The following is a 12,287-nucleotide window of genomic DNA, read 5'->3' as shown; positions in this document are numbered from 1 at the left end:
GTCGCCGGTGCGTTTACTGCGTGATCTCGTACGCGAGCAGGCGTGCCTTGTCCGCCTTGTTCTCCGAGCCCTGCAGCGCCAGGAGTTCGGCGTAGATGCCTCCGGAGCGCGCCAGCTCGGCGGGAGAGCCCACCTCGTCGATGCGACCCTCGCGGAGCGTCACGATGCGGTCCACCGAGGCGATGGTGGAGAGGCGGTGCGCGATGATCAGCGTCGTCCTGCCCACCATCAGTTCCTCGAGCCCGGCCTGGACGGCCCGCTCGGCCTTGGTGTCGAGCGAGCTGGTGGCCTCGTCGAGGATCAGGATGGGCGCGTCCTTCAGCAGCGCCCGCGCCACGGACAGCCGCTGCTTCTGGCCGCCGGACAGCTTGATACCCCGCTCGCCGATCTCGGTGTCGAAACCGTTGGGCAGGCGGGAGATGAAGTCCAAGGCGTTGGCCCGCTGCGCCGCGACGGTGAGTTCCTCGTCGGTCGCCCCCGGGCGGCCGTACTCCATGTTCTCGCGGATGGTGCCGCTGAACAGGTTCGCGTCCTGGAACACGACGCCGATCGCCTTGCGCAGCGCCACCGTCGGCACGTCGCGGACGGACTGGCCATGCACCCGGATCTCGCCCCGGGTGGCCGGGTACAGCTTCATGATGAGGTTGACCAGCGTGGTCTTGCCCCCACCGGATTCGCCGACGAAGGCCACGCGTTCCCCGCGGTTGACGGCCAGGTCGATGCCGCGCAGCACCAGGTTGTCGCTGCCGCCGTCACCGTCGTCGTAGCCGAAGTCGACGTCGTCGAACGCGATGACAGGGTCGTCGTCGGTCCACTTCACCTCCGCGGTGGGCTCAGACTCCAGAGCGTTGTTGGGCTCATCGATCTCCGCCATCACGTTGAAGTACTCCTCGCTACCCACCACGGCGCGCTGGGTGAGGTCCACCCAGTAGCTCATGGAGGTGACGGGCTGGCGGGCCATGGCGGTGAGCTGGATGAGCAGCACCATCGCGCCGACGGTGTAGTCGCCGCGGGCAGCCTGGACGAAGATGATGGCGTAGACGCCGAAGAACACCAGGTCGAGGGCGGCCCGGCGCCAGAAGTCCATCCGGTGCCAGAATGCGGACTGCGACCTGGTGAGGGTCAGCGTGTTGTCGTAGTGCTCGTTGAACCCCTTGAGTTCGCGCTTCTCCGCGACGAAGGACTTGACCACGCGCATCTGGCCGATGACCTCGGCGAAGCGGCCGCCGGCGATGTCGTAGTGGTCGTTCTTCTGCTTCTCCCACACCATCCACCGCCGCGAGGTGATGGCGGTCAGCCACACGAACGTCGGGTAGATGATGATCAGCAGCAGCGACAGCCACGGCGAGTAGAACGCCGTGATGACCAGCACTGCGAGCAAGGTGACGACGGTGGGGAAGAAGCTGTTGGCGAAGGTCTGCAGGAAGTCGGTGATCGAGGTGATGGACCGGTTCAGCCGGCTGACGATCTTGCCGGTCAGTTCGTTGTCGTAGTAGCGCTGCGGCAGCCGCAGGAGCTTGTGGAAGTAGCGACCCGACAGGATGGCGCGCAGCTTCACCGACATCTGGTCGCCGAAGTAGCCGGCGATGTTGGTCAGCAGCGAGTTGGCCAGCGCGATCACCAGCAACACGACGGCGTACCAGATGAGGTCCGTCCAGTTGCCGCCGTCGCCCGAGGCGATACTGACGACGGTGTCGGTGGCCCGGCCGATCACGAACGGCGTGAGCAGCGCGGTGGCCGACACCAGGATGGCCCCCAGGACGATACTGACGTAGAGGGGCCACAATTCCCTGGCCGTAGCCATGATCCGAATGATGCTGCGCACAACTGAACTCTACGACGACCGACAGCTGCCCTGCCCCGGCGCCGGCCTGACAGCGACGCAGGCAATCCTGCGACGCCGACATGGTGGCGTGAGTAGGTTGAGGGCATGCGGACTCTGCGCACTGTCACCCTCAACACGGGCTACGACGACTACTTCACCGTCGGCGACCCCGTCTGGGGCGGCGTCTCCCCCATGCACGCCTTCCGGAGCGTCTGTTCAGGGAAGGGCATCAGCTGCGCCCGGGCCGCCGTCGCGTTGGGCGTGCCGACGGTCGCCTACGCCCTCGTCGGGGCCGATGACGAGAAGGACTACTCGGGCTGGCTCACGGCGGAGGGGATCGCGCACCGGCTCGTCACCGTGCCGGGCGCGACCAGGCACAACCTCACCCTCATCGACGCCGCGGGCGAGAAGGTGGCGGCGCACTTCGTCGCGCAGGGCTTCACCCTCTCCGGACCGGCCGACGTGCGCCCCCTCGTCGACGCCCTGCTGGCGGAAGTGCAGCCGGGCGACATCGTCACCCTCAACGGATCCACCCCCACCGGCCTGCCCGTCACCACGTGGGCAGACGTGGCCCGCGCGGTGCTGGAACGCGGCGCGGAGGTGGTGGTCGATGCGCAGAAGGACGCCCTCGTGGCCGCTCTCGACGTGCCGGGAGTGCTGGCGTTCAAGCCCAACGACGACGAAATCCTGGCCATCCCGGAGGTCGCGGCCGCACCGCAGGAGGACCGGGTCGCCGTCGCGCTGGAGGTCCTCCGCCGCGCGGGGGTTCGGTTACCGATGGTGTCGCTGGGGGCGCGCGGGGTGGCCTATGTCCCGGACCCGCACGCTGCCGCGGAGTACGGCTCGCTGCCCGTCGAGCGACCCATCCAATCTGTGATGGCAGGCGACTCCTTCGTGGCCGGCCTCGCCTGGGGCCGGCTCGCCTCGGATGAGCCGACGCAGTGGCTGCGGCACGCCCTGGCGGCCGCCGCCGCGCACGTCGAGGGCCGCGCCGGATCCGCCCTCCGGGAGCGCGCGCAACTCAATCTTCCCGCGGCCCGTCTACCATGAGACGGTGATGGTCGGTCGGTTGCTGCGTGCCCTGCTGGCAGCGATGCTGTTGGCGATGGGCCTCGTCGGCACCCCGTCGACGGCGAACGCAGCCTCCGAATACCTCGATGTGGAGATCACCTCCATCTCCACCCCCACGCTCAATCTGGACAACCCCGAGCAGGTCGTCGAGATCCAGGGGCGGCTGACGAACGTCTCCACCACCCCCATCCGCTACGTCAACGTGCACTTCTGGCGCGCCCCGGTGCCCATCCTCACCACCGACGAGCTGACCTCCATCACCGCGAACCTGCCCGTCGGCAACCGGTTGTTCGAAGAGGCCGCCGGAAACCTCGACATCCTGACCCGCGACGAGCCGTTCGGCCCCGGCGAGCGCGCCAACTTCACCGTCCGCGCCACCGTCGCCGAGCTCATCACCGAGGCCCCCTCCCAGATCCCCCTCAGCCGCGACGACGCGGTCTACCTGCTGGGCGTCCAGGTGCGCGGCATCCCCGACGACGGGGACAACATGGTGGTCGGCCGCGCCCAGGTCGTCACCCCCGCCACGCAGCAGCCGGTGGGCTCCAGCGCCCTCGTGGTGTTGGCGGGCACCCCGTCGTGGCTGCCGGACGGCACGTTCCTCGACGACTCCCTCACGGAGCAGCTCAGTGGCCGCCTCGAGACCCTCCTCAGCTCCGCCGAACGACCCGGCGTCATCAGCGCCGTGGACCCGGCGCTCTACCAGGCCGTGCAGTGGCTCAGCGCCGAGCACACCGTCGCCGGTGAGGCACGACCCGCCAACGGGGTGGCCCTGCGCTGGATCGAGCGGGTCGACGCCCTGGCCGACGACGGTCGCCTGTGGCGCCTCCCGTTCGCCAACCCGGATCTGGTCCGCGTCGACGCGACCGGCCAGCTGCCGCGTGTGCTGGCCTGGGCGCGCGAGGCCACGCCCGAGGACCTCCTCGAGCTGCCGTCGGTGGCCGTCCTCGACGAGGGCGCCAACACGGATCTGGTCAGCAAACTGGGCGAATTCAGCACCGTGGTGATCCGCAACGCCACCGGCGCCAGCGTCGGCCCGCCCCGCGTGCTCACCGCAGCCCCGCAGGGCGCGGTCACCGCCCTGCCGGCCGGCGTGCAGTTGGCCCGCAAAATCGCCGACGAGCTGCTCGCGCCCCGCCCGCCGTTGTACGTGATCGACACCCCGGAGGCCGCCGCCATCGACAACGAGCTCGCGCCCTACCGCGAGCACGTCCCCGCCACCACCACCCCCGCGGAGCCGCTGCGCTGGGCCGACGCCCAGACGCCGGCGGCCTACCAGAAACTGGTGGCGGCGCTGGACGAGCAGACCGGCAACGCCTCGCTGATGGCGGACCTCACCCCCAGCGCGGAGGCCTACGACCTGGCCGCCGTGGGGGCGACTGTCTACTCGAAGGGGTTCCCGACGGAGGCGGCCGCCGTCGACTACCTCAACGCCGCGTCGCCGGCGGAGGTGGACCTCTCCCGCGTCACGCTGCGGGCCGCCGCCAACTACGTGATGGGGGCGCGGGTCAACGAGTTCCCCGCCACGCTCAGCAACGAACTGGACATCCCCATCGTCGTCGGGGTCGAGTTCAGTTCCGACGCCCCGCAGCGCATCAGCGTGCCGGGCGTCAAGGCAGTCGAGGTGCCTGCACGGGGCACCGCCACCATCACGATCACGCCGGAGGCCGCCGCCAACGGAGTCGCCCTGGTGCGGCCCCGGTTGGTGACCGCAGAGGGCCAGCTCCTCTCCGAGGGCCCGCCCATCGAAATCACAGCCACCGATCTTGGGCGCGTCGGCTGGATCATCATCGTCGTATCGGGTGCAGTGGTGCTGGGAGGCACCGCGTGGCGCATCGCCGCCGTCCGCCGCGAACGGGCGCGGGCGGATCAAGGCCTTCCGCCGAAGGGGAGCGAGTGAGTCAGGTCAGCAGTACGAAGAGGTTGGTCTCCGCGAGTGCGGTGATGGCGTCGGGGACTCTGATCTCGCGCGTCCTGGGCGTCGTCCGCGTCGCCCTGCTCGCGTTCATCCTCGGTACCGCCACCCGTCAGGCCGACATCTACGGCCTCGCGGACATGGTGCCCAACTCGCTCTACATCCTCTTCGCCGGCGGCGCCCTCAACACGGTGCTCGTGCCGCAGATCGTGCGCGCCATCAAGAAGGACGAGGACGGCGGGGAGGCCTACACCAACCGCATCATGACGGCGTTCATGCTGATCATCACCGCCGTCGCGGTGCTGGTCACCATCGGGGCGCCGATCGTCGCCGGGATCTACACCTCCGGCTCCTGGCGTGACCCCGGTCTGGCGGCGCAGTACGGCTCCCTCATCGCGCTGATGTTCCTGACGCTGCCGCAGATCTTCTTCTACGGCGCGTTCTTCCTGCTGGGCCAGATCCTCAACGCCCGCGACAAGTTCGGCCCCATGATGTGGGCCCCCATCGCCAACAACGTGGTGGCGATCATCGTGCTCAGCACCTACCTGGTGGTCTGGGGCAACCAGCAGGACCACAGCCAGGCGTTCACCACACCGCAGATCCTCCTGCTGGGCATCGGGTCGACGGCGGGGATCGCCGTGCAGACCCTCGTGCTGCTGCCGTACGTCAGGAAGGTGGGCTTCAAGCTGAGGCCACGCTTCGACCTCAAGGGCACCGGCCTCGGCCACACCTTCTCGCTCACGAAGTGGACCATCGGCTTCGTGGCCGTGAACCAGCTCGCGCTGGTCGTCGTGCAACGCCTCGCCACCTCGGCCACGGCCACCGGCGAGGGCGCCGGCGTCGTCGCCTACGCCAACGCGCATCTCCTGTGGATCCTCCCCCACTCGCTGATCACGGTGTCGCTGGCCACCGCCATGCTGCCCAGCGCCTCCCGCCTGGCGGCCTCAGGCGACACGGAAGGCGTCAGCCAGGAGTTCATGAAGACGGTGCGGCTCGCGCTGATCGTGATCGTCCCGGCCGCCGTCGTGTTCCTCGCGCTGGCCCAGCCCACCACCGGGATCCTGTTCGGGCAGGGCGCCGGCCGCTCCAGCTCAGACCTGGTGGCCTGGGCCCTGATGGCCTTCGCTCTCGGGCTCATCCCGTTCACCGTCCAGTTCGTGACGCTGCGGACCTTCTACGCGCTGGAGGACACCCGCACCCCGTTCCTCGTGCAGGTCCTCATCGCGGGGCTGAACATGGTGGGCGCCATCGGCCTGGTCTCAGCCGCGCAGGCCTGGATGGACGAGCCGTCCTCGTGGGTGGCCACCGCGCTCGCGCTGGCCTACTCGGTCGCCTATCTGGCCGGAGTGCTGGTGTCCTGGCGGCTGTTGAAGCGGCGGGTGCCGGGCATCGACGGCGGGGCCATCGGGATGCACATCCTCCGGCTGCTGCTGGCCTCGGCCGTCGGCGGCGTGCCGGCCTACTTCCTTGCAGGTTGGCTGACCCGCCTGATCGATTCCCAGTTCCTGGGCAACGTCGTGGCGCTGGCGCTGGGCGGGCTGCTGATCCTCGGCAGCTTCGTCGGCATCGGCAAGCTGCTGAAGGTGCGCGAGCTGACCAGCCTCTCCACCCTGCTGAGCAGCCGCTTCGGCCGCCGCGGCCCAGCCACGCCGGGGGCCCAGCCCGCCACGGACGCGCCGCACGGCGACCGTGATGACAGCGCCGACCGCGACGACGAGGCGCTCGTCATGACCGCCATCACCGGCCCGCTCGACTTCGACTCGGGGCCGCCCACCGTCATCCGTAACCGTCCCCCGATCGTGCAGCGCACGTTCGATGCCCACCCCGCCTGGCCCGTCGACAACGAGGTCGCCGCCGGAGCTGAAGTTGAGGACATCGCCATGGACCGTCATCCCGAACCCGACATCGACGACGACCCCACCGGTCCGCTGGACCTGGAGGGTCTCTTCCGCGAGGAGCAGAAGGGGCAGATCGCCAGCGTCGGCACGCTGCTCAACACGCGCTACGAACTCGTCGAACAACTCGCCGAGCGGCATGGCGCGGAGACGTGGCGGGCGCACGACCAGGTGCTGTCGCGCGATGTCGTCGTGCACGTGCTCGCCCCCGGCGACCCCCGCAGCCCCGAGTTGCTCCGGGCCGCGCGCAAGGGTGCAGCCGCCACCGATTCGCGCTTCCTGCGGGTGCTGGACGCGGACGAGACGGTGGACCGCGACCAGGGCATCGGCGCGTACGTGGTGGCCGAGTACGCCTTCGGGCGCTCGCTGACGGACCTGCTATCGAAGGGTCCGCTGAGCGCCATCGAGGCCGCCTACATCGTGCGCGAACTGGCAGATGCGCTGGTCGGCGTGCACGCGCAGGGCCTGTTCCATGAGCAGATCACCCCGGACAACGTCATCATCACCACCTCCGGCGCCGTGCGGCTGGTGGGCTTCGGGATCGAGGCCACGCTGGCCCGCGGCGACGCGGAGGACACGGCCTGGTCCACCCGGGAACGGGCCGACGTCGTCGCCCTCGGCAGCCTGCTGTACGCCACCCTGGTGCGCCACTGGCCTGGCGGCGCCGCCTGGGACCTGCCGGCGGCCCCCATCATCGCCGGCGAGACCGCACCCGCCCACACGGTGCAGGTGGGCATCTCGCCCGCCCTCGACCGGATCTGCTCGGCCACGCTCACGGAGCGCGGCGACCTGAGCGTCCCGCGCATCCTCAGCGCCTCGCAGCTCGTCGCCGCCCTCGACGAGGTGCTCGGCACCGCGGATGCCTCCCTGGACCTGGAGCAGCGGGTGCGCTCGTGGCACGGCCTCGACGACGTTCCGCCCCGCCCCGCCCTGTTCCGCGAGACGGAGGTCATCCGCCGCTCCGACGACGCTGTGGCCGCGCCCCCCACCGTGACGCTCCCTGCCGCGGACGACGACTCGCTCTTCGGCTTCGGCCGGGAGTCGCGCCAGGACGAGGCGCCCGTCAGGGAGGGCGCACGCCCCAGCCGCAACGGTCGCCTCTGGTGGATCCTGCTGGCGCTGGCCGTCATCGGGCTCGCCATCGCACTGGTCTTCAGCCTCTTCGGCGGCAACGATCCGCAGCCGGCCAACCCCACCACCCCCGGCGGGACCAGCGCCATTCCGGTCTCGCCAGGCGAGACGACACCCGGCAACGGCGAGAGCACCGTCGCGTCGGGGCCCATCACCGTGGCAGAGGTGACCGACTTCGACCCGGAGACCGACGGCGGCAACAACGAGGAAGTGCCAGACCGGGCCGCCAATGTCGTCGACGGGGACCCGGCCACCACCTGGCAGACCATGCGCTACCTCCGCAACCCCAAACTCGGCGGGCTGAAGCCCGGCGTGGGCCTGCTGCTGGACCTGGGCGAGCCGCGCACGGTGAGCAGCGTGTCGTTGACGCTGGTGGGCGCCACCTCGGTGGAGATCCGGGTGCCGAAGGGCGAGACCCCATCGATGCGCACCGAGGCCGACTGGGAGATCGTCGGGGCAGACCCAGCCGCCACCGGCACGGCCACCATCACCCTCACGGAGCCTGTGGAGAGCCAGTGGGTGCTGGTGTACTTCACTGAATTGCCGGCCGTCGAGGGCGGGTTCCGCGCTGAGGTAGCCGAGGTCACGCTGAAGTAACCGGGCAGGTCAGCCGGCCCCGAGCACCTTGTCCAGGTCGTAGCTGAGCGGCTCCTCGAGCTGGTCGTAGGTGCACGACTCCGGCTCCCGGTCGTCGCGCCACCGCACGAACTGCGCCGTGTGCCGGAACCGGTCCCCCTCCATGTGGTCGTACTTCACCTCCACCACCCGCTCCGGCAGCAGCGGCACGAACGACAGGTCCTTCTTCGCGTTCCACCGCGAATGCTGCGCAGAGGTCGGCGTGCGCTGCGCCGCGGCGATCTCCGCCCATGGGTGCGCATCGGATTCGTCGACGAGGGTCTGGAGTTCCGCGAACAGCTCGCGCCGCCGTTCCATCGGGAACGACCCGATCACGCCCACCGAGTTGAGCGTCCCGTCGTCGGTGTACAGGCCCAGCAGTAACGAACCGATCGCCTCGGTCTCGCCCTTGTAGAGGCGGTAGCCGGCCACGACACAGTCGGCCGTGCGCTCGTGCTTGAGCTTGTACAAGACGCGCTTGTCCTCCTGGTACACCTCGCCCAGCGGCTTGGCGATCACGCCGTCGAGCCCGGCGCCCTCGAACTGCTCGAACCACTCCATTGCGGTCGGCTCGTCGCTGGTGGCCTGGGTCAGGTAGATCGGCGGCTTCGCCTTCTTCAGCGCCTTCTCCAGCGCCTTGCGCCGCTCCTTGAACGGCTTCTCGGTGTAGTTGTCCATGCCGAGGGCCAGCACGTCGAACGCGACGAAGCTGGCGGGCATGAGCTTCGACAGCTTCTCGATGCGCGAGGCGGCAGGATGGATGCGCTGCTGCAGGGCGTCGAAATTGAGGCGGTCCCCGGTCTCGGGGTCGATCATGATGATCTCACCGTCGATCACGGAGTGGTCCGGGAAGTTGTCGATGATGGCCTCGACCAGCTCCGGGAAGTACCGGGTCATCGGGCGCTCGTTGCGGCTGCCGATCTCCACGTTGTCGCCGGAGCGCCAGATGATCGAGCGGAAGCCGTCCCACTTGGGCTCGAACAGGTACTCACCCTTCGGCAGCTTCTTGACCGGCTTGGCCAGCATCGGCCCGAACGGCGGCACGACGGCGGTGCCCCACTCGGCGTCGCGCTCGGCCTTGGGCGCGAGGTAGTCGTCGTCGGCCTTATCCTCCCGGCGCTTCGACGGCGGCACCCGAGGCGGCTCGCCGGGCATCTTGGGGTAGTCGGGCGGGAAGTTCAGCTCGCCGAGCCCGCGTTCGAGATCCTTCTCCCACAGGGCCAGGGCGCCGTCGATGGTGCCCGCCTCGTCGTCGATGTCGGCCCAGGCGCAGCCGCGCTCCGCCACGATGCCCGGCGCCGTGTGGACGGTGAACTGGTGCGGCTCCACGTCGTCGAGGTCCTCCCAGCGCACCGGCATCGACACCGGGGCACCGGGAAGGGGGCGCGGAGAGTAGGCGGCGGCGATGGTGCGGTCGCGGTTGGCCTGGTTGAAGTCGACGAAGACGCGCTGGCCGCGCTCCTCCTTCCACCAGCTGGTGGTGACCAGATCCGGCATCCGTCGCTCGAGCTCCCGGGCGATGCCGATGACCCCGTGGCGCACGTCCCGGAACTCGTGCGTTGGTTTGATGCGGGCGAAGACGTGCACGCCGCGGTTGCCGGAGGTCTTGGCGTAGGCCTTGAGGCCCACCTCGGCCATCACCTCGCGGAGCGCGTGGGCGGCCTTGACGGCGTCCTTGAAGTCGGTGCCGGGCTGGGGGTCGAGGTCGATGCGCAGCTCGTCGGGGTTGTCGACGTCGTCCTCACGCACCGGCCAGGGGTGGAACGTGATGGTGCCCATCTGCGCGGCCCAGGCGAGGTCCGCCGGCTCGTCGAAGAGGAGCTGCTCGTGCCGTCGGCCCGACGGGTAGGTGCACATCACTGTCCGGAGGAAATCCGGCGCGCCGCGGGGTGGCCGCTTGGAGAAGAACTCCTCGCCCTCGATCCCCTCAGGGAACCGCTGCAGCGTCATCGGCCGGTTCCCGTTCAGGTGCAGGAAGGCGTCGGAGATCCTGAGGAGGTAGTCGGCGAGGCCGCGCTTGGTCACGGCGCCTGCCCCATCGTCGGGCCACAGCACCTTGTCCGGCGAGGAGAACTTCACCTCGCGCTGACCTTCAGGACCGTCGATCTTCAGGATCACTGGCTCAGCCATGCGCCAAGGCTACTTCCCGAGGGGGCAGAGTGAAGTTGTGCAGCGGACTTGGTGCACAACTTCACTCTGCCGTCGAGCCGGGAGCTGGCGAAACGCAGAACCGCAGGGCCTCCTTGACGGAAGCCCTGCGGCGCAGCGGGAACCAGCTATGAAAGCACAGCCGGAAGGATCACTCCTTCACGTCTTCGTCGACCCACTCGAACGTGCGGGTCACGGCCTTCTTCCACAGGCGGAACTTGCGATCACGCTCAGCCTCGTCCATCGACGGGGTCCAGCGCTTGTCCTCGGCCCAGTTGTCGATGACATCCTGCTCGCCCTCCCAGTAGCCGACGGCGATCCCGGCCGCGTAGGCCGCGCCGAGGGCCGTGGTCTCAGCGACGACGGGGCGCACCACGTCGACACCGAGCATGTCGGCCTGGAACTGCATGAGGGTTTCGTTGGCCGTCATGCCGCCGTCCACCTTGAGCTCTGCGAGCTTCACGCCCGAGTCTGCTTCCATGGCGTCGAGCACCTCGCGCGTCTGGTAGGCGGTGGCCTCCAGGACGGCGCGGGCGATGTGGCCCTTGTTCACGTAGCGGGTGAGGCCGACGAGCGCGCCGCGGGCGTCGGACTTCCAGTAGGGGGCGAACAGGCCGGAGAACGCCGGCACGAAGTACGCGCCGCCGTTGTCTTCGACCGAGGCGGCCAGCTTCTCGATCTCGGGAGCCGACGAGATGATGCCCAGGTTGTCACGCAGCCACTGAACCAGCGAGCCGGTCACGGCGATCGAGCCCTCGAGGGCGTAGATGGCGTCCTTGTCGCCGATCTTGTAGCAGACGGTGGTCAGCAGGCCGTTCTCCGACGGGACGACCTCGGTGCCCGTGTTGATCAGCATGAAGTTACCCGTGCCGTAGGTGTTCTTCGCCATGCCCACCTCGAAGCAGGCCTGGCCGAACGTGGCGGCCTGCTGGTCGCCCAGGATGCCGGCGATCGGGACGCCGGCCAGCATGCCCTTCTCGCGGCCCTCGCCGTAGACCTCTGCGGAGCTGCGGATCTCGGGCAGCATCGACAGGGGAATGGTCATGTCGGCCGCGATCTCCTCGTCCCAGCTGAGGGTCTTCAGGTCCATCAGCATGGTGCGGGAGGCGTTCGTGACGTCCGTGACGTGCACGCCGCCGTCGGTGCCACCGGTCATGTTCCACAGCACCCAGGAATCCATGGTGCCCATGATCAGGTCACCGGCCTCGGCCCGTTCGCGGGCGCCGTCGACGTTGTCGAGGATCCACTTCACCTTGGGTCCACAGAAGTAGGTGGCAAGCGGCAGGCCGACGCGGGCCTTGTACTTGTTCTGGCCTTCGGCGCCGCCCAGTTCGTCGACGATCTTCGCGGTGCGGGTGTCCTGCCACACGATGGCGTTGTAGGCAGGCTCGCCGGTGTTCTTGTCCCACACGACGGTGGTCTCGCGCTGGTTGGTGATGCCGACGGCCGCGATGTCCTTCTGGTTCAGCTCGGCCTGGCTCAGTGCATCCGCCACGACGGTGCGCACGTTGCGCCAGATCTCCTGCGGGTCGTGCTCGACCCAGCCGGCGCGGGGGAAGATCTGCTCGTGCTCCTTCTGGCCCACGGACACGATGGTGCCCTTGTGGTCGAAAACGATGGCACGGGAACTCGTCGTGCCCTGGTCGATGGCAAGTACGTACTTGTCAGTCATGTGTCTTCAGTCCTTCTC

6 protein-coding genes are annotated in these 12,287 nt (G+C 69.1%); 3 read left to right on the top strand and 3 right to left on the bottom strand.

The window, feature by feature from the left end; translation table 11 throughout:
• Window positions 1–13 precede the first annotated feature (13 nt).
• Window positions 14–1,825, bottom strand: a complete 1,812-nt coding sequence (locus tag C3E87_RS09870; protein WP_076062200.1) for an ABC transporter ATP-binding protein — start codon at window positions 1,823–1,825, stop codon at window positions 14–16.
• Window positions 1,826–1,930: 105 nt separating this feature from the next.
• Between C3E87_RS09870 and C3E87_RS09865 the strand changes: the two genes are divergently transcribed.
• From C3E87_RS09865 to murJ, 3 genes are read left to right on the top strand one after another with little or no spacing between them, the layout of a single operon-like run.
• Entirely contained in the window at window positions 1,931–2,875 is a 945-nt protein-coding gene (locus C3E87_RS09865) for a 1-phosphofructokinase family hexose kinase (RefSeq protein ID WP_076062197.1), read from the top strand.
• A gap of 7 nt (window positions 2,876–2,882) precedes the next feature.
• Window positions 2,883–4,793 carry a DUF6049 family protein gene (locus C3E87_RS09860; RefSeq protein WP_076062194.1) on the top strand — a complete coding sequence of 637 codons (1,911 nt, stop codon included), beginning with the start codon at window positions 2,883–2,885 and terminating at the stop codon, window positions 4,791–4,793.
• Complete coding sequence (murJ, locus tag C3E87_RS09855; protein WP_143570981.1) at window positions 4,790–8,431, top strand: murein biosynthesis integral membrane protein MurJ; 3,642 nt, start codon at window positions 4,790–4,792, stop codon at window positions 8,429–8,431. The genes C3E87_RS09860 and murJ overlap by 4 nt, the downstream gene beginning before the upstream one ends.
• A gap of 9 nt (window positions 8,432–8,440) precedes the next feature.
• On the opposite strand, the gene C3E87_RS14920 is transcribed toward murJ, so the two are convergent.
• Together C3E87_RS14920 and glpK are read right to left on the bottom strand one after the other, a co-directional pair.
• Window positions 8,441–10,579, bottom strand: a complete 2,139-nt coding sequence (locus tag C3E87_RS14920; protein WP_076062189.1) for an ATP-dependent DNA ligase — start codon at window positions 10,577–10,579, stop codon at window positions 8,441–8,443.
• A 169-nt stretch (window positions 10,580–10,748) separates the two neighbouring features.
• Window positions 10,749–12,269, bottom strand: coding sequence for a glycerol kinase GlpK (gene glpK, locus C3E87_RS09840; protein ID WP_076062186.1), 1,521 nt, complete (start codon window positions 12,267–12,269; stop codon window positions 10,749–10,751).
• Window positions 12,270–12,287 lie beyond the last annotated feature (18 nt).

This window comes from Tessaracoccus sp. ZS01 (assembly GCF_022342445.1).
Taxonomy (GTDB): Bacteria; Actinomycetota; Actinomycetes; order Propionibacteriales; family Propionibacteriaceae; genus Arachnia.
Note: the sequence above shows the minus strand (reverse complement) of the source record. Positions and strands in the feature narration are given on the sequence as shown.

Bases quoted from the DNA above. Each gene is read 5' to 3' on its own strand.
- C3E87_RS09865 (WP_076062197.1), top strand. From the start codon at position 1,931: ATGCGGACTCTGCGCACTGTCACCCTCAACACGGGCTACGACGACTAC.
- C3E87_RS09860 (WP_076062194.1), top strand. From the start codon at position 2,883: ATGGTCGGTCGGTTGCTGCGTGCCCTGCTGGCAGCGATGCTGTTGGCG.
- C3E87_RS14920 (WP_076062189.1), bottom strand. From the start codon at position 10,579: ATGGCTGAGCCAGTGATCCTGAAGATCGACGGTCCTGAAGGTCAGCGC.
- glpK (WP_076062186.1), bottom strand. From the start codon at position 12,269: ATGACTGACAAGTACGTACTTGCCATCGACCAGGGCACGACGAGTTCC.